Source organism: Pseudomonas sp. ME-P-057 (assembly GCF_030208975.1).
Classification (GTDB): Bacteria; Pseudomonadota; Gammaproteobacteria; order Pseudomonadales; family Pseudomonadaceae; genus Aquipseudomonas; species Aquipseudomonas lutea.
This window is the reverse complement of sequence record NZ_JARVSX010000053.1, coordinates 24,810-49,247: the sequence shown is the minus strand read 5'-3', so window position 1 is coordinate 49,247 and position 24,438 is coordinate 24,810. Positions and strand designations below refer to the sequence as shown.

General features: G+C 59.8%; 17 protein-coding genes and 4 pseudogenes. 6 read left to right on the top strand and 15 right to left on the bottom strand.

Going from position 1 to position 24,438, the window contains the following annotated elements:
- Positions 1–413: 413 nt before the first annotated feature.
- The 4 genes and pseudogenes from QRN48_RS24730 to QRN48_RS24715 form a co-directional block, all read right to left on the bottom strand.
- Positions 414–857 carry a hotdog fold thioesterase gene (locus QRN48_RS24730; RefSeq protein ID WP_191943699.1) on the bottom strand — a complete coding sequence of 148 codons (444 nt, stop codon included), beginning with the start codon at positions 855–857 and terminating at the stop codon, positions 414–416.
- A gap of 78 nt (positions 858–935) precedes the next feature.
- Complete coding sequence (sixA, locus tag QRN48_RS24725) at positions 936–1,394, bottom strand: phosphohistidine phosphatase SixA (RefSeq protein WP_285354007.1); 459 nt, start codon at positions 1,392–1,394, stop codon at positions 936–938.
- 155 nt (positions 1,395–1,549) lie between these two features.
- Positions 1,550–1,912 (bottom strand): annotated as a pseudogene (locus tag QRN48_RS24720) (DUF4389 domain-containing protein); the annotation flags it as partial.
- 21 nt (positions 1,913–1,933) lie between these two features.
- Positions 1,934–2,959, bottom strand: coding sequence for an NAD(P)H-dependent glycerol-3-phosphate dehydrogenase (locus tag QRN48_RS24715; RefSeq protein ID WP_285354006.1), 1,026 nt, complete (start codon positions 2,957–2,959; stop codon positions 1,934–1,936).
- A gap of 313 nt (positions 2,960–3,272) precedes the next feature.
- On the opposite strand from QRN48_RS24715, the pseudogene QRN48_RS24710 reads away from it, so the two are divergent.
- The 4 genes and pseudogenes from QRN48_RS24710 to fabB all read left to right on the top strand — a co-directional run.
- Positions 3,273–4,761, top strand: a pseudogene (locus QRN48_RS24710) (sensor histidine kinase); the annotation flags it as partial.
- Positions 4,762–4,826: 65 nt separating this feature from the next.
- Positions 4,827–5,210 (top strand): annotated as a pseudogene (locus tag QRN48_RS25525) (response regulator); the annotation flags it as partial.
- 210 nt (positions 5,211–5,420) lie between these two features.
- Entirely contained in the window at positions 5,421–5,936 is a 516-nt protein-coding gene (gene fabA, locus QRN48_RS24705; RefSeq protein WP_037009417.1) for a 3-hydroxyacyl-[acyl-carrier-protein] dehydratase FabA, read from the top strand.
- A gap of 10 nt (positions 5,937–5,946) precedes the next feature.
- Complete coding sequence (gene fabB / locus QRN48_RS24700; RefSeq protein WP_037009415.1) at positions 5,947–7,167, top strand: beta-ketoacyl-ACP synthase I; 1,221 nt, start codon at positions 5,947–5,949, stop codon at positions 7,165–7,167.
- A 324-nt stretch (positions 7,168–7,491) separates the two neighbouring features.
- On the opposite strand, the gene QRN48_RS25520 is transcribed toward fabB, so the two are convergent.
- Together QRN48_RS25520 and QRN48_RS25515 are read right to left on the bottom strand one after the other, a co-directional pair.
- Positions 7,492–8,328 (bottom strand): methyl-accepting chemotaxis protein, encoded by an 837-nt coding sequence (locus QRN48_RS25520; RefSeq protein WP_420806883.1) that lies wholly within the window; start codon positions 8,326–8,328, stop codon positions 7,492–7,494.
- A 21-nt stretch (positions 8,329–8,349) separates the two neighbouring features.
- Positions 8,350–9,102, bottom strand: a pseudogene (locus tag QRN48_RS25515) (MCP four helix bundle domain-containing protein); the annotation flags it as partial.
- Between the two features lie 232 nt (positions 9,103–9,334).
- On the opposite strand from QRN48_RS25515, the gene QRN48_RS24690 reads away from it, so the two are divergent.
- A complete protein-coding gene (locus tag QRN48_RS24690; protein WP_285354000.1) occupies positions 9,335–10,210 on the top strand; it encodes a pirin family protein in 876 nt (291 codons plus the stop codon).
- Positions 10,211–10,320: 110 nt separating this feature from the next.
- Here QRN48_RS24690 and QRN48_RS24685 read toward each other — a convergent pair whose 3' ends face one another.
- Entirely contained in the window at positions 10,321–11,046 is a 726-nt protein-coding gene (locus tag QRN48_RS24685) for a dienelactone hydrolase family protein (protein ID WP_285353998.1), read from the bottom strand.
- Between the two features lie 79 nt (positions 11,047–11,125).
- Positions 11,126–13,030: a molecular chaperone HtpG gene (gene htpG / locus QRN48_RS24680; protein WP_191943691.1), complete on the bottom strand. Its 1,905-nt coding sequence runs from the start codon at positions 13,028–13,030 to the stop codon at positions 11,126–11,128.
- Positions 13,031–13,357: 327 nt separating this feature from the next.
- Between htpG and QRN48_RS24675 the strand changes: the two genes are divergently transcribed.
- On the top strand, positions 13,358–13,609 hold the full coding sequence (locus tag QRN48_RS24675) for a hypothetical protein (RefSeq protein WP_037009404.1): 252 nt from the start codon (positions 13,358–13,360) through the stop codon (positions 13,607–13,609).
- Positions 13,610–13,712: 103 nt separating this feature from the next.
- Here the strand turns inward: QRN48_RS24675 and brnQ are convergent, their stop codons facing one another.
- From brnQ to QRN48_RS24640, 7 genes are all read right to left on the bottom strand, one after another.
- Positions 13,713–15,026 carry a branched-chain amino acid transport system II carrier protein gene (gene brnQ, locus QRN48_RS24670; protein ID WP_285353994.1) on the bottom strand — a complete coding sequence of 438 codons (1,314 nt, stop codon included), beginning with the start codon at positions 15,024–15,026 and terminating at the stop codon, positions 13,713–13,715.
- Positions 15,027–15,478: 452 nt separating this feature from the next.
- Positions 15,479–16,366 carry a succinate--CoA ligase subunit alpha gene (sucD, locus tag QRN48_RS24665; protein ID WP_037009399.1) on the bottom strand — a complete coding sequence of 296 codons (888 nt, stop codon included), beginning with the start codon at positions 16,364–16,366 and terminating at the stop codon, positions 15,479–15,481.
- A complete protein-coding gene (sucC, locus tag QRN48_RS24660) occupies positions 16,366–17,532 on the bottom strand; it encodes an ADP-forming succinate--CoA ligase subunit beta (protein ID WP_004882574.1) in 1,167 nt (388 codons plus the stop codon). The genes sucD and sucC overlap by 1 nt, the downstream gene beginning before the upstream one ends.
- 195 nt (positions 17,533–17,727) lie before the next feature.
- Positions 17,728–19,164 (bottom strand): dihydrolipoyl dehydrogenase, encoded by a 1,437-nt coding sequence (gene lpdA, locus QRN48_RS24655; protein ID WP_037009396.1) that lies wholly within the window; start codon positions 19,162–19,164, stop codon positions 17,728–17,730.
- Positions 19,165–19,335: 171 nt separating this feature from the next.
- The gene (gene odhB / locus QRN48_RS24650) at positions 19,336–20,583 is read right to left on the bottom strand and encodes a 2-oxoglutarate dehydrogenase complex dihydrolipoyllysine-residue succinyltransferase (protein ID WP_037009395.1); all 1,248 of its coding nucleotides are present in this window, start codon (positions 20,581–20,583) and stop codon (positions 19,336–19,338) included.
- 42 nt (positions 20,584–20,625) lie between these two features.
- Positions 20,626–23,457 (bottom strand): 2-oxoglutarate dehydrogenase E1 component, encoded by a 2,832-nt coding sequence (locus QRN48_RS24645; protein WP_285353977.1) that lies wholly within the window; start codon positions 23,455–23,457, stop codon positions 20,626–20,628.
- A gap of 269 nt (positions 23,458–23,726) precedes the next feature.
- Entirely contained in the window at positions 23,727–24,431 is a 705-nt protein-coding gene (locus QRN48_RS24640) for a succinate dehydrogenase iron-sulfur subunit (RefSeq protein WP_037009391.1), read from the bottom strand.
- Positions 24,432–24,438: the final 7 nt, after the last annotated feature.

The window sequence follows — 24,438 nt, the reverse complement described above, 5'->3', positions numbered from 1 at the left end:
AACAGCAGCGGGTACGGTCAGTGGGACCAGCGCCAGCCGGAAAGAACCAGTCCCACTAACAGCAGCGGGTACGGTCAGTAGGACCAGCCCCAGCCGGGAAGAACCAGTCCCACCAACAGCAGCGCGTACGGTCAGTAGGACCAGCCCCAGCCGGAAATAACCAGTCCCACTAGCAGCAGCGCGTACGGTCAGTGGGACCGGCTTTAGCCGGGAAGAACCAGTCCCACCAACAACAGCGCGTGCGCTCAGTGGGACCGGCTTTAGCCGGGGAGCTTTTGGTGTGCTTTTGATCGAGTGACTCGCCGAGCTGCGAAATGTCTGCCATCAAGCAAACCCTCGCAACCGGACCGCGCACCCTGGGGACAGATTAATTCACGTCGAAGCGCTGCAAATAATCAGCCCCCTCTGGTAAGTCAGCGTGAGGGCGGCTGCTCTCCGTGGGGCACTACTGCGACGGTCAGACGGGAAATGCAGCACGGTTTGCCATCTTCGGTCGTCAGCCGGATGTCCCACACATGGGTCGTGCGCCCGATGTGGACGGGATGCGCCACCGCCGTGACCCGACCACTGCGCACGCCGCGCAGATGATTGGCGTTGACCTCGATGCCTACGCAAAAAAACCGATCGGTATCGATGACCAGATAACTCGCAGTCGAACCCACAGTCTCGGCAAGCACCACCGACGCGCCGCCATGCAACAAACCGTAAGGCTGATGGGTGCGCTGATCGACGGCCATGCTTGCCGTCAGAGACTGGTCGTCGACTGCGTCGAAGCGAATATCCAGCACCTCGCCGATGGTGTTCTTCTGCAGGGTATTGAGGGCGTTCAGATCGGGGGGTTTGCGCCACAGGCTCATGGTTTCTTCCTTGTTGTTCAAAAGGGCTGCATTGCATGCGTCACGCGAGAGAGACGCGCAAAACGTCCCTCTCGCGTCTCATTCTGCGTGGCGAACATCCACCAGTTCCATGCCGCCAGCAAGGGGCAAATCGGCCTCAAGATGGGCGAGACTGGCGGTGTGCATGGACTGAGCCTGTTGCACGGAGCCATGTACCGCGAGCCTGATCAGCGCGCCAACCAGCGGTTGGTGACTGACCAGCAACACGTCTTCTGCGTTGTACGCTTCCAGCTCATCGAGCACTCTGCGCGGATTGCTGTCCGGGGTGAGCCACGGCACGGTGAGGATGGAGCCGGTAAACCCCAGAGCCTGACGGACCAACTCTGCGGTCTGCTGCGCGCGCACGTACGGGCTGGCAATGATGCGCTGCAGCGGTTGGCCCATCAGGTGAGCGGCGCTGCGCAAGACTTCCTCGCGTCCTTTGGCGGTCAGCTCTCGTTCAGCGTCAGTGCGCGCCTGCGGGGCAGCCTGGCCATGGCGCAAAATCCATACGTTCACAGCTTTGGCTCCTCGTCACGCTTTGCCGGCGGGATTGGGGCCGTCGGTGGTGTGGGGGCAACGGCTGGCGGGGCAGCAAGTTCCGGCTCCGGTGATGGCTCAGGCGATGGCTCAGGCGATGGCTCAGGTGTCGGTGTCGGTGTCGGTGTCGGTGTCGGTGTCGGGGTGTGTGCGGGCGTGGGTGCGGGCGTCACAGGCGAGGCGTATGGCGTGACCGGCACCGTATAGGGAGTCTCTCCGTCGGGCGCGCGTGGCGTTGGCCAGTCAGCAAAGGGCCAGGGCTTCTGGTCAGTGTTGAACGTGCCGAAACGACCGATCTGCGCCAGGTATTGGCTCAGGCTGTCACCGAACGACATCATGCCGAGGCTCGGCGCGCCGTTGAACAGGCGATAGACCAGCTGGGCCAGTACCACGACCGCCAGCACCGTCTCTGCCACCTGCCAGACCAGCACAAACAGCACCATCCACAGAACCCGCAGCAGGATCGATTCGTGTTGCTTGAGTTTGAATTCGTTCAAGAGCCTTCTCCAGAAATGGGATCAGTTGAAACCACTGATTGAAATGAAATCGACGTCGGTTTTCGGCTCGGCGCGCATCAGCAACTCGATGACCTGCTCCAGCGTGCGCCCCTCGAAGAGGATGGCATGGAGCCCGGCCACAAGCGGCATATACACTTGCAGCTCCTGCGCCTTGGCCTTGAGCACCTTGAGCGTATTGACGCCCTCCGCGACCTCGCCCAACCGGGTGACGGCCTCGTCAAGACTCAGCCCCTGCCCCAGCGCAAAGCCGACCTGATAATTGCGGCTCTTGGGCGATGAGCACGTCACGATCAAGTCGCCGACCCCGGCCAGACCCAGAAACGTCATCGGATTGGCGCCCTGGCTGACGGCAAAGCGGGTCATCTCCGCCAGCGCCCGGGTGATCAACATGCTTTTAGTGTTTTCGCCCATGTTCAGGGCCACCGCCATGCCAGCAATGATGGCGTAAACGTTTTTGAGTGCACCGCCCAGCTCCACGCCAAAACGATCGGCGCTGGCGTACACGCGGAATGTGCGGCCATGCAAGGCTGCCTGGACCTGCTGACACAGGTCTTCATCTTCGCTGGCCACGACCGTCGCGGTCAGGGCGTGCTCAGCGATCTCCCGCGCAAGGTTGGGACCCGACAGCACCCCGATTCGTGCAGCGGGGGCGATGTCCTGAAGAATCTCGCTCATGAGTTTGAAGGTGTCGGCTTCGATCCCCTTGGTCAGGCTGACCAGCATTTTGCCGGTGAGCAGCTCGACGTATGGCGTCAGCACGCTGCGCAGCGCGCTTGAGGGCAACGCCACGAAAACCAGCTCGCTGCCTTGCAGCGTAGCTTGCAAGTCGGTGACTGCCTCGACGCCGTCGAGCACTTTGATACCCTTGAGGTAGCGCGGGTTTTCGCGGTTGTTGCGAATGGCCGCGGCCTGCTCCGGGTCGCGCATCCACTGCTTCACCCGATGGCCGTTGCCAGCCAACAGATTGGCCACTGCGGTCCCGAAGCTGCCGCCGCCAAGGACCGCTATAGGTTGCTGCTCGGTCATAACACAATCCATTCAGGGCCATCACATCTGGCGATACGGGCATTATACGGGGCGTTGTGCCGGCGACCAGCGGCAAAAGGCGCACTCACGAACATCTCGTCCAGGCCCCACTATCATCAAGGAAATTGCCCACGGCTCGGTTAAGATGCGCGCCCAGGATGAAAATTCCGCCAGGGCGCCGATGAGCTATCGTTAGGTCGCTCCCGAAGAGATCCGTTACATGACCCCCACCGTTCACAGCCTTCTGCCCGTTGGGTTCTTCCATGCCTGAGCAGCGCCTATCTCTGTGGATTGCGACCACCGGAGCCTCGCGGTGACGGCCCAGCGCGGATGGAACATCAGCACCCGGACGCAGATCCTCAGCCTCGGCCCGGCGTTGTTGCTCACGTTACTGTTGATCAGCTTCTTCACCGTGGTGCGTATTCAGGACCTGCGGCAGGAGCTCAATCACACCGGGCAGCTCATCGCCAATCAACTGGCACCCGCCACGGAATACGGCGTCATTGCGGGTAACACAGCGCTGCTCGAACACCTGATGAACGCCACCATGACCACGCCGCACGTGCGGTTTCTTGAGGTTCGCAACAGCGCTGGCGAAGTCCTGGTGCATGTCGAACCCGCTGAAGCGCAAGGCCGTGCGCGGCAAATGGAAGTCTTTCAGGCACCCATCCGCCTGCAGTCTGAAACCGCCGAAGCGGGCTGGGCGACCGCCAGCGGGCGCGGCTCCGTCGAAGATCCCAGCGTGCCGGTCGAAGCCTATCTGGGACGCGTATTGGTAGGCATGTCCAGCGACGCCTTCAACCAGCGCGAGCAGGAAATACTGCTCAAGGCCGGGGTGCTGGCGATGTTCGCCTTGTTGTTCACGTACTTGCTGGCCAGGCGCCTGTCGCTGAGCCTGTCGCAGCCGATCAGCGCCATGAGTGACGCAGTGAAAGCTATTCAGCAGGGTGACTACTCCGCCCCGCTCCCCGTTGCGGATGATGCCGAGCTGGGTGATCTGGCCCGGCACATCAACAATCTGGCCCTGGGCCTTGAGAAAGCCAGCCGTGAGCAAAAGCAGGCGATGGACGAGCTCATCCGGACCCGGGAGGAAGCCGAGCGCGCCAACAATGCGAAATCCGAATTTCTGGCGATGATGAGCCATGAGCTGCGGACGCCGATGAACGGCGTACTGGGCATGCTGCAGCTGATGGAAACCACGAAAATGACCGACGAGCAGGCCGAGTATGCGGCGCTGGCCATGGAGTCAACCGAGCACCTGCTGCGGGTCATCAACGACATCCTCGACTTTTCGCGATTCGAGCGCGACGCACTCGAGCTGGAAAGCATTACCTTCAATCTGGCGGACCTTATCGCGACGTCGGTTCAGGCATTTGCTCACAACGCACAGCAGCGCGGCCTGGAATTGCAGCTGGACATGCCACCCTCGCTGGAGGGGCTGCAGGTCAAGGGCGATCCGACACGCATCAGGCAGATACTGGTCAATTTGATCGGCAACGCCCTGAAGTTCACCGAAGTGGGCAGCGTGCGCGTCGAAGCCGGGTTCACTCAGCCCGATCCGCACCACATTCTGTTTACCTGCGCGGTCCGTGACAGCGGGATTGGTATCTCCCCGGACTTGCTGGAATCAATGTTCGACGCGTTCCAGCAGGCCGACAATTCGATCTCGCGTCGCTATGGCGGCACAGGCCTGGGCCTGCCCATCGCGCGCAGCCTGGCCGAGCGCATGGGCGGCTCGCTGGGGGCGCAAAGCAGCGAGGGTCTGGGCTCGGTATTCCGGCTGCAGATACCGCTGGAGCGTGTCAACCAGCCGTTGAGCGCCCCTCCGCCGGGCACGGTCAGCGATCTGCCCCAGAGCCGCGATGCCTGTGTGCTGCTGGTCGAGGACAACCCAGTGAATCGTACGGTGGTCGAAGCGATGCTGCGCAGTCTGGGTCTGCAGGTCAGCGTCGCAGCCGACGGCGCTGAGGCGGTGAGCATGGCCAGCCAGGAAAGCTTCGCGCTGATCTTGATGGATTGCCGACTGCCGGTCATGGACGGCTACGAGGCCACGCGCCGAATCCGGACGCTGCCGGGCCTGGCAACGCTCCCCATCATTGCCCTGACCGCCAATGCCCAGCACGGTGATCGGGAGATCTGTCTGCAGGCCGGAATGAACGATTACCTGGCCAAGCCATTCAAACGCACTGATTTGCAGCAGGTTTTGCAGCGATGGTTGACCATTAAGGCATCTGCGACTGGCGGTAAATGATAAATTCCGGCAGTCTTGTGTGCCGATTCGACCCACGCCGACGTGCGGACGAAAAATTTCAGTGCACAGGTGTACATTCATTTCACCCGTGCTGTGACTTTCACTACAACGCAATAGTCTATGAGTAGGCTGCCAGCAGAGGGATGACCCGCTGGCCAGATTGGGTAAGTAACGCCACACCCTGCCGCACAGGATTATCGAGGAGTTCGCATGACCAAACAAAACGCCTTTACCCGGGAAGACCTGCTGCGCTGCAGTCGCGGCGAGCTGTTCGGCCCAGGTAATGCGCAACTGCCCGCCCCTAATATGCTGATGGTGGATCGCATCACCCTGATCAGCGAAGAAGGCGGCAAGTTCGGCAAAGGTGAATTGGTCGCCGAACTCGATATCAACCCTGACCTGTGGTTCTTTGCCTGCCACTTCGAGGGCGACCCGGTGATGCCAGGCTGCCTGGGCCTGGATGCCATGTGGCAGTTGGTCGGCTTCTTCCTCGGCTGGCAAGGCCTGCCGGGCCGCGGTCGCGCACTGGGTTCGGGCGAAGTCAAATTCTTCGGTCAGGTCCTCCCGACTGCGAAGAAAGTCACCTACAACATTCACATCAAGCGCGTCCTCAAAGGCAAGCTGAATCTGGCCATCGCCGATGGTTCGGTCAGCGTGGACGGCCGTGAAATCTATACCGCTGAAGGCCTGCGTGTCGGCGTCTTCACTTCCACTGACAATTTCTAAGGGTATTCGCATGCGCCGCGTCGTTATCACTGGTCTGGGCATTGTTTCCTGCTTGGGCAATGACAAAGACACCGTTTCCGCCAACCTGCGTGCAAGTCGCCCTGGTATCCGATTCAACCCGGAATACGCCGAAATGGGTCTGCGCAGCCAGGTTTCGGGCTCCATTGACCTCAATCTTGAAGAGCTGATCGATCGCAAGATCTTCCGCTTCGTCGGCCATGCGGCTGCCTATGCCTACCTGGCCATGAAGGACGCCGTTACCGATTCCGGTCTAACCGAAGAGCAGGTGTCCAACCCGCGTACCGGTCTGATCGCAGGTTCCGGCGGCGCATCGACGCTTAACCAGATGGAAGCGCTGGACATCCTGCGTGAGAAAGGCGTCAAGCGCGTCGGTCCATACCGGGTCACCCGTACCATGAGCAGCACGGTCTCGGCCTGTCTGGCAACGCCGTTCAAGATCAAAGGCCTGAACTACTCCATCGCATCTGCCTGTGCCACCAGTGCCCACTGCATCGGTACTGCCATGGAACAGATTCAGATGGGCAAGCAGGATATCGTTTTCGCCGGCGGCGGCGAAGAAGAGCACTGGAGCCAGTCGTTCCTGTTCGATGCCATGGGCGCACTGTCCAGCAAGCGCAACGAGACGCCGGAACAGGCTTCCCGCGCTTACGATGCCGACCGTGACGGTTTCGTCATCGCCGGTGGCGGCGGCATGGTTGTGGTCGAGGAGCTGGAGCACGCTTTGGCCCGTGGCGCGAAAATCTACGCCGAACTGGTCGGCTACGGCGCCACGTCCGACGGTTACGACATGGTCGCCCCTAGCGGCGAGGGCGCCATTCGCTGCATGCAGCAGGCGCTGTCCACGGTTGATGGCAGCATCGACTACCTGAACACCCACGGCACTTCCACCCCTGTCGGCGACGTCAAGGAAATGGAAGGCGTTCGCGAAGTATTCGGCGACAAGGCTCCTGCGATCAGCTCCACCAAGAGCCTGTCCGGTCACTCACTGGGCGCTGCCGGCGTCCACGAAGCGATCTACTGCATGCTGATGATGGAAGGTAATTTCATGGCTGGCTCGGCGAACATCGACGAGCTGGACCCAGCGGTTGCCGATATGCCGATCCTGACCAAGACCCGCGAAAACACCGAGCTCAACCTGGTGATGAGCAACAGCTTCGGCTTTGGTGGCACCAACGCCACGCTGGTGATGAAGCGCTGGACTGGCAAGTAACACGCCGAGCAGCACAAAAAAGGCGCCCTGAGGGGCGCCTTTTTTTATGCCTGGAGAATGCGGTCACTGCCAAAGCTCAGAGACGATTTGCAGCAGAGCCTTAGCCGGGAACGCCGTCGGCGGCACACTGCGGGATTTACGAAGCCCCGACCGGCGCATTCCCGGCTGAAGCCAGTCCTACAACAGCATCGCGTTCACTTAGTGGAACCGGCTTTACCCGGTCCTACAACTGCGCAGCGTCTTAGTGGGACCGGCTTTAGCCAGTCCCACGCCAGCACCGCGTTCACTTAGTGGGACCGGCTTTAGCCGGGAAAGGGGCGGTTGTCACACCGAAAATGCTGCAACCATGCCATTCAAATCGGTCGCGAGCCTCGACAGCTCATGGCTGGCAGCGCTGGTCTGGTTGGCTCCCGCCGAACTCTGCAGCGAGATGTCGCGAATGTTGGTCAGATTGCGGTCCACCTCACGCGCCACCTGAGCCTGCTCTTCCGACGCGCTGGCGATGACCACGTTGCGTTCAGTGATCAGCGTAATGGCCGCCGCGATCTCATCCAGTGCAACCCCTGCCGACTGCGCCAGCTCCAGGGTCGTCTGCGCGCGGCTGTTGCTGCCTTGCATCGCGGCCACGGCCTGATCGGTGCCTTGGCGAATGTCGCCCACCAGTTGTTCAATTTCCTGTGTCGACGACTGCGTGCGATGCGCCAGGGCCCGGACCTCATCGGCCACCACGGCGAAACCGCGGCCCGCCTCACCTGCACGGGCTGCTTCGATCGCTGCGTTCAACGCCAGCAGGTTGGTCTGTTCCGCCACGGAGCGGATCACGTCCAGCACTTTGGTGATGCCGTAAACCTTCTGCGCGAGGGTTTCGACCTGCTCGCCCGCTTCAGTGACGTCCTCGGCCAAATGCGCGATAGAGGCTACGGTCTGCTGAACCTGCTCGCGGCCATGCTGCGCAATCCGGTCCGACTCACCTGACGCCTCTGAGGTGGCGACCGCGTTGCGTGCCACCTCTTCCACCGCCGCCGTCATCTCATTGACTGCGGTTGCGGCTTGATCGATCTCCAGACTCTGCTGATGCAGGCCCCGCGTAGCGTCTTCCGTAACCGTGCTCAGCTCTTCCGACGCCGACGCCAGCTGGTTCGAGGAGTCGGCGATGCGCATGATGGTGCGACGCAGACTTTGCTGCATGACCTTCAGCGCTTCCAGCAGCCGAGCCGGTTCATCGCGACCTTCCACGACGATCTCCGCGGTGAGGTCGCCGGCTGCCACCACTTGAGCAATGCCCAGAGCCTGTGCGATCGGCCTGACGATGCTTCGGGTCAGGCCCCAGGCCAGCAACAGGGTCATCAACGCTGTCAGCAGCATCATGCCGACAACCCAGGCGAACGCACTGGAAAACACAGCCCGGGCCAGATCGCTTGCATCCAGGGCGCCTTGCTTGTTCAGCGTTGTCAGCTCATTCAGGGCGACCGTCATTTTGTCGGCGAGCTGCGTCATCTCGCCGTTGATCATCTTCAGTGCTTCATCGGTCTGACCCGCAGCAGAGAGCTCCATGACCTTGTCCTGTCGCTGCAGGTAGGCAGCCTGGACAGCGGCGAAAGCCTCATACAGCTCGCGTTCGCGTGGCGAGCCAATCAACGCCGCGTAATTTTGCTGCGTGACCTTCAGCCCTGCCTTGAGCTGGTCCAGCTTGCCAGCGTTGTCGCGCAGCGCCTCGGGGCTTCGGTTGAGCATCAGACGCAGCGTCAAGGTTCGGACCCGCATGAGATCCTGCCCAAGGGTGCCGAGCTCCATCACGCTGGGCAGCCACTTGGTTTCCACGTGGTCCGATTGCTTGCGCATGCTGGACATCTGCATCAGGGCAAAAATCCCCAACGCAAACACCAGCAGGGCAAGCAGACCAAAGCCAAGTGCTGCGCGTGGCGCGATGTTCATGTTTCTAACGGTCATACCCTGTCCCTTCCTAGAACGCTGCTTCGAAAAAGCTGTTTCCAGAGGTGTCGGCTTCAGGAAATGGTTCTGTAGGACAATTCTCTGAGGCACCGTGCAAAACTTCGTAATAAATCATTACAAAACCGTTCCCGCGCATCACAACGCTGCTATCGGGAAACGTGGATTGCCGATAAATTTCGCTCAGTCATTCGTACCCGGTCTTTGAGTACCCGCCATGCTGACCATAATCCCTCGCGCCGAGGACGTAGAAGGCCAACCCATCCTGCGCCCTCTCCCCTCCGCCCGATGCCGCAGCGTCGGCCCTTTCGTCTTCTTCGACCATATGCTCGAAACAACCTACCTGCCTGGCACCGGCATGGACATTCTTCAGCACCCGCACATAGGCCTGTCGACCCTGACCTACCTGTTCGCGGGCGAGATCCTGCACAAGGACAGCCTCGGCAGCGATCAGCACGTCAGGCCCGGCGAAGTCAGCTGGATGACCTCCGGCAGCGCCATCGCCCACATTGAGCGCACTCCCGAGGCATTGCGTGCGAGCGGCTCGCGGTTGCACGGGCTGCAAGTGTGGCTGGCATCGCCGAAAACCCACGAACACGGCGACGGCCATTACAGCCATCACCCTGCCCCGACGCTGCCAGTGAGTGACGCTATGGGCATTCGTATTCGCCTGATCGCCGGCGAGGGTTTCTGTTTGAAGTCGCCCGTGCCGGTGCTGTCGCCCACGCTGTACGCGGAGCTGAACCTGCAAACAGCAACGACGCTGCGTGTCCCGGCGGAACATGCAGAACGTGCTCTGTACGTGATCCAAGGCGAGTTGACAGTGGATGGTGAGCCATTATCGCCACGAAGCCTGGTTGTGCTTGATCCGGGCAGCGAACCCACGCTGTTCGCGGAGAGCGAATGCCATGCGGTACTGATTGGCGGAGCGCCACTGGATGGGCCAAGAAGGATGAACTGGAACTTCGTGGCGAGCGATCCAGAGCTTATCAATCAGGCTAGAGCGAAGTGGGCCGCTGGCGATTGGCCAACTGTGCCCGGAGAAGTGGAGCGGATTGAATTGCCAGTGCCAATGCCAATGCCACGAAAATAACCGCCGTTTCGCATCATCTGTAGGAGCCGGCTTGCTGGCGAATGCTTCACATCAGGCAGTTGCTGAACGCTGAAAATCCAGGCCACTCAGCAGCTGCCCGACTCACAGGGTCAGCCGGCAAACACCTCGTCCAGCAGATTATGCATCGAGGTAAACGCACGCTTGGACACGGTCGGGTTGTACATCTGCACGCCCGGGTTGTTCGCATGGGGATCGGTGAACGAGTGAAACGCACCGCCGTAGCTGAGCAACTGCCAATCCACATTGGCCGCATTCATCTCTGCCTCGAACGCCGGCAATTGCTCTTTCGGCACCAGCGGATCCGATGCGCCGTGCAGGACGAGCACCTTGCCCTGAATGTTGTTGGCATCTGCAGGGTTTGGCGTATCCAGCGTGCCATGGAATGAAACAGCGGCCTTCAATGGAGCCCCGGTGCGCGCCAGCTCAAGCGCACAGCAACCGCCAAAGCAGAAACCAAACACCGCCAGCCGCGAGGTATCGACAGCGGCAGTGCGTTGGGAAGTGAGTTGATCCAGTGCGGCCTGCATGCGACGGTTGAGCAGCATGCGATCGTTCTTCAAGGGCATCATGGCAGCCGCTGCTTCATCACCATTGCCCGGGCGCACTGACTGCCCGTACAAGTCCGCCAGTAACACCACATAGCCCTTCCCTGCTACGTCCCTGGCAATCTGTTCGGCATCGTCGCCGACGCCCATCCAGTTGGGCGCCATCACCAGGCCCGGTGCGGCCTGAGCACTCTCGCTGAAGGCCAGACGGCTTTCGTAGCTTACGCCGTCGATCTGGTAGACGACGGACTGCACAGTCACATTGCTCATTACAGACTCCTGCTGATAAGGATGGAGGGACATTAAAATGACAAAACCCGCCGAGGCGGGTTCTGTCGTGACGCAAATGTTATACCGAGAGCTCAACCAACAACTTGTTCAAACGGCGCACGTAAGCGGCTGGATCTTTCAAGCTGTCGCCCGCAGCCAGCGCTGCCTGGTCGAACAGGATGTGCGACAGATCGCCGAAACGGTCCTCGTTCTGCTCGTTGTCCAGCTTGCCAATCAACGGGTGCGACGGGTTGAATTCGAAAATCGGCTTCGAGTCCGGCACCTTTTGACCGCTCGCTTCCAGGATCTGACGCATCTGCAGACCCAGATCCTGCTCACCGATCGCCAGAATTGCAGGCGAGTCGGTCAAGCGATGAGAAACGCGGACCTCGCTGACGGCATCGCCCAGTGCGGTCTTCAAGCGCTCGATCAAGCCCTCCTTGTCTTTTGCCACCTCTTCCTGGGCCTTCTTGTCTTCTTCGGAATCAAGCTTGCCAAGGTCCAGGTCGCCGCGTGCAACGTCGACAAACCCTTTGCCGTCGAAGTCGCTCAGGTAGCTCATCAGCCACTCATCGATACGATCGGTCAGCAGCAGCACTTCGATGCCTTTCTTGCGGAAGACTTCAAGGTGTGGACTGTTCTTGACCTGCGCGTAGCTCTCACCGGTCAGGTAGTAGATTTTGTCCTGGCCTTCCTTGGCACGCGACAGGTAGTCGGCCAAAGAAACGCTCTGCTCGCCGCTGTCGTCGGAGGTCGACGCGAAACGCAACAGGCCGGCGATTTTTTCCTTGTTGGCGAAGTCTTCGGCCGGGCCTTCTTTCAAGACCTGCCCGAAGTTTTTCCAGAAGCCTTTATATTCTTCAGGCTGGTTCTTCGCCAGTTTTTCCAGCATGTCCAGCACGCGCTTGGTCAGTGCAGACTTCATCGAATCGATGATCGGGTCTTTCTGCAGGATTTCACGCGAGACGTTCAGCGACAGATCGTTGGAATCGACCACACCCTTGATGAATCGCAGATAGAGAGGCAGGAACGATTCGGCTTGGTCCATCACAAACACGCGTTGCACATACAGCTTCAGGCCACGCGGGGCTTCCCGCTGGTACAGGTCGAACGGTGCACGGGCCGGCACATAGAGCAGGGAGCTGTATTCCAGCTTGCCCTCGACCTTGTTGTGGCTCCACGTCAACGGATTCTCGAAGTCGTGAGCGATGTGCTTGTAGAACTCCTGGTATTCCTCGTCCTTGACCTCGGTGCGTGGGCGGGTCCATAGCGCGCTGGCGCGGTTGACGGTTTCCCACTCCTGCACAACCTCGGCTTCGCCTTCCACCGCGGCCTGCTCTTTGGGCAGTTCGATCGGCAGAGCGATGTGATCGGAATACTTCTTGATGATGTTGCGCAGGCGATAACCGTCCGCAAACTCGTCTTCAGCGCTCTTGAGGTGCAGCACAATGCGGGTGCCACGATCAGCTTTCTCGACCGTGGCGACTTCGAACTCGCCCTCGCCTTTCGAAGACCAGTGCACACCTTCGCTGGCCGGCAAACCTGCGCGACGGGTGAACACTTCAACCTGGTCGGCAACAATGAAGGCGGAGTAGAAACCGACGCCGAACTGACCGATCAGGTGGGAATCTTTCTTCTGGTCACCGGAGAGGTTTTTCATGAAGTCGGCGGTGCCGGACTTGGCAATGGTCCCCAAGTGGGTGATGACGTCTTCACGGCTCATGCCGATGCCGTTGTCTTCCAGGGTGACCGTGCGCGCATCCTTATCGAAGCTGACGCGAATCTTCAGCTCGGCGCCGCCTTCCAGCAGCTCGGGCTTGGACAGCGCTTCGAAACGCAGCTTGTCCACCGCGTCCGACGCGTTGGAGATCAGCTCACGCAGGAAGATCTCCTTGTTCGAGTACAGCGAATGGATCATGAGGTGCAGCAGTTGCTTCACCTCGGTCTGGAAGCCCAGGGTTTCCTTTTGAGTTTCCACACTCATGGTCATCAAACTCCAATCAGTCCACACAAATAGGGGTAGCTGCACCGAAGGCCGAAAGCGGCTCCGAGCAACGGGTTGTGAACAAGGTGGGGGCTTGGACGACGATTTCAAGGGACACGGGTGCGCTCGACGAACAATCTTCACGCGCACAGCACACCCGTAACCCCTCTTCAATATCGCTGCATTGCCTGCACAAATAATCGAAGGGTGTTATCCGAGCGAAGGAGCCGCTGTGGAAGCCATATTATTTATCCCGCCCCGATATGGAACTATCCTTATAACCGGGTGCTCGAAGGCACGTTGATGACCAATAAGGAGAAACACCCCATGCGTAAATCTTTAGCTATTGCCCTGATGCTGTCTGCCACTCTGGGCCTCGCCGCCTGCGACAAAAAATCCGAAGATAAACAGCAAGATGCAAACAAGGCTGCCGAGCAGTCGCAGGAATCGATGCAAAAAGCACAAGACAAAGTGAACGACGCTGCCAAAGAAAGTCAGGAAGCCGCTCAAAAGAATGCTGAAGCCGCTCAAGAGCGCGCTAAAGAAGCAAACCAGGCTGCACCTGCAACTAAGCCGTAATTTCCAAAGTTTCAAAAAAACAAAGCCCGCATTTAGCGGGCTTTGTTTTTTTATGCGTTTAGTGCATGACCCGCGCGGCGGACATCGCCGTTCGCGATATGCATCAGGCCAGTGCTTCGCTGCGTTTTCCCAGCAGTCGGTCGACCAAAAATGCGCCGAGCAAGGTGATCAGCGACGGGATCAACCAGGCCAGGCCTTGTTCACTGAGCGGCAAATGCGCCAGCGCATCCGGCAGGTGTTCGCCCCAGGCGGAACCCTTGACTGCATCCACCACGCCAATCAGAAACGCCACCAGCATGACCGGCGCGACGATCCGACCCTGCTCCCGCCAGAAATCCTTGCAGAAACTCAAGGCCACCAATGCAATGCATGGCGGATAGATGGCCGTCAGCACTGGAATCGAGAACTGGATCAGTTTGGTCAGACCGAGGTTGGACACCAGCAAGGAAAACGCCGCCAGCAGGACCACCAGGGTCTTGTAGGACAGCGGCAGCACCCGGCTGAAGTATTCGGCGCAGGCACAGGTCAAGCCAACCGCTGTAACCAGACAGGCCAGGGAGATCAACACGGCGAGAAAGCTGCTGCCCAACGTCCCAAAGGTATGCTGCACATAAGCGTGCAACACCGCTGCGCCATTGCTGGCGCCGGCGGCGATGGCATGGCTGTCGGAGCCTAAACGGAACAGGCTGATGTAAACCAGCGCCAAGCCTACACCGGCGATCAGGCCGGCAATGATGGCGTAACGGGTGATGAGCCGTGGGGACTCGACACCGCGCGAGCGAATTGCGTTGACGATGACAATGCCGAAAACCAGCGCGCCCAGGGTGTCCATGGTCAGGTAACCATTGATGAAACCCTGAGAGAACGGCGCTGCCACGTAGGCGGGCTCGGCAACACCGACATCGCCGGCAGGCAGGGCGAATGCTGCGACGCCGAGGATGGCCAAGGCGATGATCTTCAGTGGCGCCAGGAAGCGCCCTACCGTGTCGAGCAGACGGCCCGGATACAGGGAAATCCAGAACACCAGGACAAAATAAACCAGGCTGTACAGGAACAGCGCCAGCGGGCTTTCACCCGTCAGCGGTGCCAGACCCACTTCAAAAGAGACAGTGGCCGTGCGTGGCGTTGCGAACAACGGCCCCACCGAGAGATAGCACACTGCGGCCAGAACCGTCCCGGCCACCTTGCCGATAGGACTGCTCAACGCGTCCATGGCACCGCCGACCTTGGCCAGCGCGATCACGGTGACCACGGGCAGGCCCACGGCCGTGACCAGAAAGCCCAGAGCGGCCATCCACACGTTAGGCCCGGCCTGCAGGCCTACGATCGGGGGGAAAATGATATTGCCGGCGCCCACGAACAACGCGAACGTCATGAAACCCAGTGCCAGAATGTCCTGGCCTTTCAACACTTTCATCAAGGAAACCACACTGCTGAATCGGAATTAAGAGAGGATTTCCCTGAGGGTGGGGGAAATGCTGCCCGCCCTTTTAAGACAGACCCTGAGCGCGCGCCTGCTCCTTGTGGGGGCTGACTGCGCAAAACGGCGGCTAGCCTAACCCATTTCCCGCACCGATACAGGGCGGTGCGACCGTTGAACGCACGTTGGTGTCGCATATCAGAAATGTCTTACAAAAATCGAGCGATCCTGATCAGTCGGCACCCTCTGCCGCTCTGTTGCCGGAGTGCGCTGGCCCGTGAGTTGTGGAGATTCATCCAACGGTGTGCGTTGTTCTAGTCCGTTCGCCAGCAAGCCGGCTCTTACAGCTTTATCAGTCGCGACTCGTCTGCCCTCTCCTTATCAAACGCCAGAAACGCAAAAGCCACCCGAAGGTGGCTTTTGTTGATCAGGCAGTGAGACGAGGGCGATTAGGCCTTCTTCACTTCCCAACCGGTCAGCTCAGCCAGGGCTTTGCCGATGTCTGCCAGCGAACGCACGGTTTTAACGCCTGCGTCCTGCAGTGCAGCGAATTTCTCGTCTGCAGTGCCTTTGCCGCCGGAGATGATCGCGCCCGCATGGCCCATGCGCTTGCCCGGAGGAGCAGTCACACCAGCGATGTAGGAAACCACTGGCTTGGTCACGTGAGCCTTGATGTAGGCCGCCGCTTCTTCTTCAGCCGAACCGCCGATCTCACCGATCATGACGATCGCTTCGGTCTTCGGGTCTTCCTGGAACAGCTTCAGGATGTCGATGAAGTTCGAACCCGGAATCGGGTCACCACCGATACCGACGCAAGTCGACTGACCGAAACCGGCGTCAGTGGTCTGCTTCACAGCTTCGTAAGTCAGGGTGCCGGAACGCGACACGATACCGACCTTGCCTGGCAAGTGAATGTGACCTGGCATGATGCCGATCTTGCACTCGCCCGGAGTGATGACGCCTGGGCAGTTAGGACCGATCAGGACCACACCCAGTTCGTCGCACTTGACCTTGGCTTCCAGCATGTCGATGGTCGGGATGCCTTCGGTGATGCAGACGATCAGCTTGATGCCGCCGAACGCTGCTTCAAGGATGGAGTCCTTGCAGAACGGAGCCGGAACGTAGATAACCGAAGCGGTTGCGCCGGTTTTCTCTACTGCTTCGGACACAGTGTTGAACACTGGCAGGTTCAGGTGCGTGGTGCCGCCCTTGCCTGGAGTCACGCCGCCAACCATTTTGGTGCCGTAGGCAATGGCTTGCTCGGAGTGGAAGGTACCCTGCGAGCCGGTGAAGCCCTGGCAGATAACCTTGGTGTCTTTATTGATCAGGACGCTCATTATTTGCCCTCCGCAGCTTTGACGACTTGTTGAGCAGCGTCGGTCAGGCTGGTAGCTGCGATGATGTTCAAGCCGCTTTCTGCCAGTACTTTAGCGCCCAGCTCAGCGTTGTTGCCTTCAAGGCGAACAACAACCGGGATTTTCACGCCGACTTCTTTCACTGCGCCAATGATGCCTTCGGCAATCATGTCGCAACGAACGATGCCGCCGAAGATGTTGACCAGTACTGCCGCGACGTTGGTATCGGACAGAATGATCTTGAACGCTTCGGTAACGCGTTCTTTGGTGGCACCGCCGCCAACGTCAAGGAAGTTGGCTGGCTTGCCGCCATGCAGGTTGACGATGTCCATGGTACCCATGGCCAGGCCAGCACCGTTGACCATGCAGCCGATGTTGCCTTCCAGTGCCACGTAGTTCAGTTCGAACTTGGCAGCGTGGGCTTCGCGCGGGTCGTCTTGCGACGGGTCGTGGAAAGCCTTCAGCTTTGGCTGACGGTACATGGCGTTGGCGTCGATGTTGATCTTGGCGTCGAGGCAGTGCAGATCGCCGTCGGCCTTGATCACCAGCGGGTTCACTTCCAGCAGGGCCAGGTCGTGGTCCTGGAACAGCTTGGCCAGACCGGTGAAGATCTTGGCGAACTGGGTGACCTGCTTGCCTTCCAGACCCAGCTGGAATGCCAGATCGCGACCCTGGAATGGCTGAGCGCCAACCAGTGGATCGATGGTGGCTTTGAGAATCTTTTCAGGCGTGTCGTGAGCGATTTTCTCGATGTCCACGCCACCTTCGGTGGAAGCCATGAACACGATACGGCGGCTCGAACGATCGACTACAGCGCCCAGGTACAGCTCTTTGGCGATGTCAGTGCACGATTCAACCAGGATCTTGGTGACTGGCTGGCCATTGGCATCAGTCTGATAAGTGACCAGACGCTTGCCCAACCACTGTTGAGCGAACGCAGCTGCGTCTTCCTTGCTGCGAACCAGCTTTACGCCGCCCGCTTTACCGCGACCACCCGCGTGAACCTGGGCTTTGACGACCCACTCGGTTCCGCCGATCTTGTCGCACGCTTCTGCTGCTGCTTCCGGGGTGTCTACTGCGTAGCCCTTGGATACTGGCAGGCCGTATTCAGCAAACAGCTGCTTACCCTGATACTCGTGAAGATTCATGCTTATTACCGTCTTCGTTAGGTACTGCGCATTCGGTGCTGCTCGTCAAAGCGTGCCGCACCACCTGTGACCGCTTCTCCCGACACACAGGTCAGGCCTGATGCCTGCTTGCGTGCCGGAAGTTCGAGTCCAACGGACCTTCCGCGGTAAACCCTGCGAACAGGGCCTACGACGGGCGGACCGCCGTGGTTATCTTTAGCGTTTTTTCTTGTTCTGGATGTGAATGGCGCCGCCATTCACCGCCAGAGCCGCTTCGTGCAGTGCTTCGGACAGCGTCGGGTGAGAGAAGACCATCATGCCGATGTCTTCGGCACTGGTGCCGAACTCCATACCGATCGCGCCCTGCTGAACCAGCTCTGCAGCGCCTGGACCAATGACGTGTACACCCAGTACACGGTCGGTCTTGGCGTCAGCGATGACCTTGACGAAACCGCCGGTATCGTTCGCTGCCATTGCACGGCCGCTGGCCGCGAACGGGAAGCTGCCGACGTTAACCTCAACGCCCTCTGCCTTCAAGGTCTGCTCGGTTTTACCGACCCATGCGATTTCCGGGTGCGTGTAAATGACCGAAGGAATCAGGTCGTAGTTCATCTGGGTCTTGTGACCCTTGATGCGCTCGACAACCATGATGCCTTCTTCCGACGCCTTGTGCGCCAGCATCAGACCACGGACCACGTCACCGATGGCGAAGACGCCTGGGACGCTGGTTTCGCACTGGTCATTGACGAAGATGAAACCGCGCTCGTCGATGTCGACGCCGCTGTCGGCAGCCAGCAGCTCGGTGGTGACCGGGCGGCGGCCTACGGCCACGATGACGCGGTCGAAGGTGATGTTCTGCTCGCCGGCGTTGTCGGTGTATTTCACAACGACTTCATCGCCTTTGACCTCGGAGCCGGTAACACGGGCGCCGAGTTTGATGTCCAGACCCTGCTTTGTGAACGTCTTCAAGGCTTCCTTGGCAACCGCTTCGTCAGCCGCTGGCAGGAACTTCTCCAGTGCTTCGAGAACGGTCACTTTCGCGCCCAGACGTGCCCACACGGAGCCCAGTTCCAGACCGATGACGCCTGCGCCGATCACGCACAGACGCTCAGGCACTGCCTGGAATTCCAGGGCACCGGTCGAATCGACGATGGTGACCTGGTTGACTGGAGCCGGCGGGATGTCGATCGGACGCGAACCGGACGCCAGAATGATGTTGTCCGCTTCGATGACTTCGGTGGTGCCGTCAGGCTTGGTCAGCTCGACCTTCTTGCCGGCCAGCAGTTTGCCGTGACCCTGCAGGGAAGTAACGCCGTTGGCTTTGAACAGGCTGGCAACGCCACCGGTCAGGCCTTTGACGATCTGAGACTTGCGGCCAATCATGGCAGCAACGTCCATTTTGACGTCGCCGACCGAGATGCCGTGAACACCGAACTGGTTCTTGGCTTCGTAGAATTTCCAGGAGCTGTCGAGCAGCGCCTTGGAAGGAATGCAGCCAACGTTCAGGCAGGTGCCGCCGAGGGCGAGCTTGCCCTCTTTATCCTGATACTTCTCGATGCAGGCAGTCGTGAGACCGAGTTGCGCGGCCTTGATAGCAGCCACATAGCCGCCGGGGCCTGCGCCAATCACTACCACGTCGAATTTCTGGGACATAGAAAAGAGTTCCTCTTTAGCTGCGAGCTTTAAGCCACAAGCTGCAAGCTGATCCGTGATGCTTTACAGACGAGTTGCAGCCTGTTCATGAGATGTTGCGACAACCCAAGCGCTGGCGCCAGGCTGCTGTTACTTGCAGCTTGGCGCTTGCGGCTTGCAGCTGTCCGTAAATCAGATGTCCAGCAGCAGACGCGCCGGGTCTTCCAGCAGGTTCTTGATGGTGACCAGGAAGGTCACGGCTTCTTTACCGTCAATCAGGCGGTGATCGTACGACAACGCCAGGTACATCATTGGACGAATCACAACCTGACCGTTGATCGCCATCGGACGCTGCAGGATGTTGTGCATGCCCAGGATGGCCGCTTGCGGCGGGTTGACGATCGGCGTCGACATCATCGAACCGAAAGTACCACCGTTGGTGATGGTGAAGGTACCGCCAGTCATCTCGTCGATGGACAGTTTGCCGTCACGGGCTTTCTTGCCGAAGGTGGCGATGCCGCCCTCGATTTCAGCCAGGCTCATCTGCTCGGCGTTGCGCAGCACTGGAACCACCAGGCCGCGGTCGCTCGATACGGCAACGCCGACGTCGGCATAACCGTGGTAGACGATGTCCGAGCCGTCGATCGACGCGTTGACAGCCGGGAAGCGCTTCAGCGCTTCGGTCGCCGCCTTGACGAAGAACGACATGAAGCCCAGGCGTACGCCGTTGTGGGACTTCTCGAACAGGTCCTTGTACTTCGAACGCAGCGCCATGACTTCAGTCATGTCGACTTCGTTGAACGTGGTCAGCATCGCCATGTTCGACTGAGCTTCAACCAGACGTTCGGCAACCTTGGCGCGCAGACGGGTCATCGGCACACGCTTCTCGGTGCGATCGCCAGCGGCAGCAACAGGCGCAGCGGCAGCTGCGGCAGGTTTGGCAGCAGGCGCAGCGGCCGGAGCGGATTTCTTCGCTTCGATGGCAGCGACCACGTCTTCCTTGGTCACACGGCCGTCCTTGCCAGTGCCCTTGACGCTGGCAAGGTTGATGCCATTTTCTTCGGCCAGCTTGCGGGCAGCTGGAGCTCCGATGGCGTCTTCGTCACCGGCTGCGGCAGCAGGTGCAGCAGCAGGCGCGGCGGCCTGAGCAGGCGCTGCGGCAGCCGAAGCAGGTGCAGCGGCGGCTGGAGCGGCGGCGGCACCGCCCTCTTCGATCGAGCCCAGCAGCTGGTTCGACAGGACAGTAGCGCCCTCTTCGGCAACGATTGCGCCCAGTACGCCGTCAGCTTCGGCCAATACTTCCAGGACGACTTTATCGGTTTCGATATCAACGATCAGTTCGTCACGCTTGACTGCGTCGCCCGGCTTCTTGTGCCAGGTGGCAACGGTGCCGTCGGCAACGGATTCCGGGAAAGAGGGGGCTTTGATCTCAATAGCCATTATCTGTAATTCCTTTAATTCGGTTTCAAGTGCGCGAAGGCGTTAAACGGAAAACGCGTCTTTCAGCAGTTTTTCCTGCTGTTCGGCGTGCATCGAAGCGTAACCACAAGCAGGAGCAGCTGAAGCGTCACGGCCGGCATACTCGAGCACGAGATTGCGGTTGTGATTGCCGATGCTGCGGCGCAGGTGGTGCTGACTGCTGTACCAGGCGCCCTGGTTCATCGGCTCTTCCTGACACCAGACCACGTGGGTCAGGTTGGAGTAAGGCGCGATGGCCTCCATCAGGTCGTCTTCCGGGAACGGGTAGAGCTGCTCGATACGCACGATGGCGATATCTTCGCGGCCTTCGGCACGGCGTTTTTCCAACAGGTCGTAGTAAACCTTGCCACTGCACAGCACCAGACGCGTCACTTTGGCGGCATCGAGGGTGTCGATTTCCGGGATGACGGTCTGGAACGAGCCATGGGCCAGATCTTCCAGGGTCGAAACGGCCAGCTTGTGGCGCAGCAACGACTTCGGCGTCAGCACGATCAGCGGCTTGCGCAGCGGGCGAATCACCTGACGGCGCAGCAGATGGTAGATCTGTGCCGGGGTGGTAGGCATGCACACCTGAATGTTGTGCTCGGCGCACAGTTGCAGGTAACGCTCAAGACGGGCCGAAGAGTGCTCCGGGCCCTGCCCTTCGTAGCCATGCGGCAACAGCATGGTCAGGCCGCACAAACGACCCCACTTGTGCTCGCCGCTGGTGATGAACTGGTCGATCACGACCTGTGCACCGTTGGCGAAGTCACCGAACTGGGCTTCCCAGATCACCAGCGCATTTGGCTGAGTGGTCGAGTAACCGTATTCGAACGCCAGTACCGCCTCTTCCGACAGGAACGAGTCGTACAGGTCGAAACGCGGCTGACCGGCGTACAGGTTCTGCAACGGCACGTAAGTGGCGCCGTCTTTCTGGTTGTGCAGCACGGCGTGACGGTGCGAGAACGTACCGCGACCCACGTCCTGACCGGTGATGCGCACCTGATGGCCTTCAAACGCCAGCGTGGCGTAAGCCATGGTTTCTGCGTAGCCCCAGTTGATCGGAAGCCCGCCGACTTGCATCTTCTGGCGGTCTTCGTAGATTTTCTGGACCTGACGCTGAACCACGAACCCTTCCGGCACTTCCATCAGCTTGGCCGACAGCTCCTGAAGAGTCTTGAGGTCGAAGCTGGTGTCGTGACGTGCGGTCCACGCGTGACCCAGGTAAGGACGCCAGTCGACGAACAATTCCTTGTTCGGCTCCTTGACCAGGCTCTTGACCACGTGCATGCCGTTGTCCAGTGCGTTGCGGTACTCGTCGACCTTGGTCTGAGCCGCTTCTGCGTTGAGAACACCGGCTGCAGCCAGAGCGTCGGCGTACAGCTCGCGCGTGGTGCGCTGCTTGGCGATCTGCTGGTACATGAGCGGCTGAGTGCCGCTTGGCTCGTCGGCCTCGTTATGGCCGCGACGACGGTAGCAAACCAGGTCGATCACCACGTCACGCTTGAACTGCATGCGGTAATCGATGGCCAGCTGAGTGACGAACAACACGGCTTCCGGATCATCGCCATTCACATGAAGGATCGGTGCCTGAATCATCTTGGCAACGTCAGTCGCGTACTCTGTCGAGCGCGAGTCTTCCTGCTTGCTGATGGTGAAGCCGACCTGGTTGTTGATCACGATGTGGATCGTGCCGCCCGTCTTGAAGCCGCGGGTCTGCGACATCTGGAAGGTTTCCAGCACGACACCCTGACCGGCGAAGGCAGCGTCACCGTGGATCGAGATCGGCAGAACCTTCTCGCCGGTGGCGTCGTTACGGCGGTCCTGACGGGCGCGCACAGAACCCTCGACCACAGGAGAGACGATCTCCAGGTGAGACGGGTTGAAGGCCATCGCCAGGTGAACTTCGCCACCGGTGGTCATGACGTTGGACGAGAAGCCCTGGTGATATTTCACGTCACCGGAACCCAGCTCGACCTTTTTCTTGCCTTCGAATTCGTCGAACAGGTCGCGCGGGTTTTTACCGAAGGTGTTGACCAGCACGTTGAGACGGCCACGGTGGGCCATGCCGATGACCACTTCCTTGGTCCCGTAGGACCCGGAACGCTGGATCAGCTCGTCGAGCATCGGGATGAGGCTTTCACCGCCTTCCAGGCCAAAACGCTTGGTGCCCGGGTACTTGGTGCCCAGGTACTTTTCCAGACCCTCGGCCGCAGTCACGCGCTCAAGCAGATGGCTCTTGAGGTCGGCGGAATAGGCTGGACGGCCCCGCACGCTCTCAAGGCGCTGCATGAACCAGTTGCGCTGGTTGGAATCGACGATGTGGGTGAACTCGGCGCCGATGGTGCGGCAATATGTCTGCTGCAACGATTCAACGATTTCGCGTAGGCTCGCTTCTTCCTTGCCGATGAACAGGTCGCCGGCACGGAATGTGGTATCGAGGTCAGCGTTGGTCAAACCGTAATGGTTGATCGACAGGTCAGCTGGCGCAGTCCGCTGCCACAAACCCAGAGGATCGAGTTGCGCCGCCTGATGGCCGCGCATACGGAATGCCTGGATAAGCCGCAGTACTTCAACTTGCTTCTTCTCATGCTCGCTGCTCACGCTGCCGGCGGAGACCGGTTGGGCGCGGCGCTGGTTTTTCCCCAGCAACACGAAATGATCGCGAACCGTCGAGTGCGATACATCGGTGGCAGTGCTGCCGTCAGCCGGCAACGTCTGAAAATAGGTGCGCCACTCTTCTGGCACAGCGTTAGGGTCGTGCAGGTAGAGCTCGTAGAGCTCTTCCACATAGGCAGCGCTACCACCGGAAAGGTGGGCGCTGTTCCACATGCGCTGCATCACGCTTTCTTGCATGCTTGGTCACCCTCGGTTAGGGGACACCATCGGCGTCGATGCCAGCGCAAACTTGAAAAGTCCATGTGCAGCGACTTCAAGTCACTAGGAATCACGCAGATAGTCCGGGTACCAGCCCGGATGCCCCTGCTGGTTTCATTTCTTCAAAATAAGAGCTGAGGCCATACGACAACTGCTCAGGTTAAAACTACGGCGCCGGTTGAAGCCTGCGCCGCAGCGTTTACGGGTACTGCAGTAGCGGGTGCTGCGATATTACAGGTGCGGCTGGATCAGACACCGCTTTTGAGCAACATGTTGCGCACGTGACCAATAGCCTTGGTTGGGTTAAGGCCTTTCGGGCAAACGTTGACGCAGTTCATGATGCCGCGGCAGCGGAATACGCTGAACGGATCGTCCATCGAGGCAAGGCGCTCTTCGGTCTTGGTGTCGCGGCTGTCAGCCAGGAAGCGATAGGCTTGCAGCAACGCAGCGGGGCCGAGGAATTTGTCGGGGTTCCACCAGAACGAAGGGCACGACGTCGAGCAGCAGGCGCACAGGATGCACTCGTACAGGCCGTCGAGCTTTTCGCGCTCTTCCGGCGTCTGCAGGCGTTCGATGGCCGGAGCAGGCGTGTCGTTCTGCAGGAATGGCTTCACCTTCTCGTACTGCTTGTAGAAGATGCTCATGTCGACAACCAGGTCACGGATGACCGGCAGGCCAGGCAGTGGACGAACCACCATCTTGTTGCCCTTGACCACGGCCGACAGCGGCGTGATGCAGGCCAGGCCATTCTTGCCGTTGATGTTCATGCCATCGGAACCGCACACGCCTTCGCGGCACGAACGACGGTACGAAAAGCCTTCGTCCTGCTCTTTGATCAGAGCGAGCACATCCAGCACCATCAGGTCTTTGCCACCGGTATCGACCTGGAAATCCTGCATGAACGGCGCGGCGTCCTGATCAGGGTTGTAGCGGTAAACACTGACTTGCAACATGGCGGTC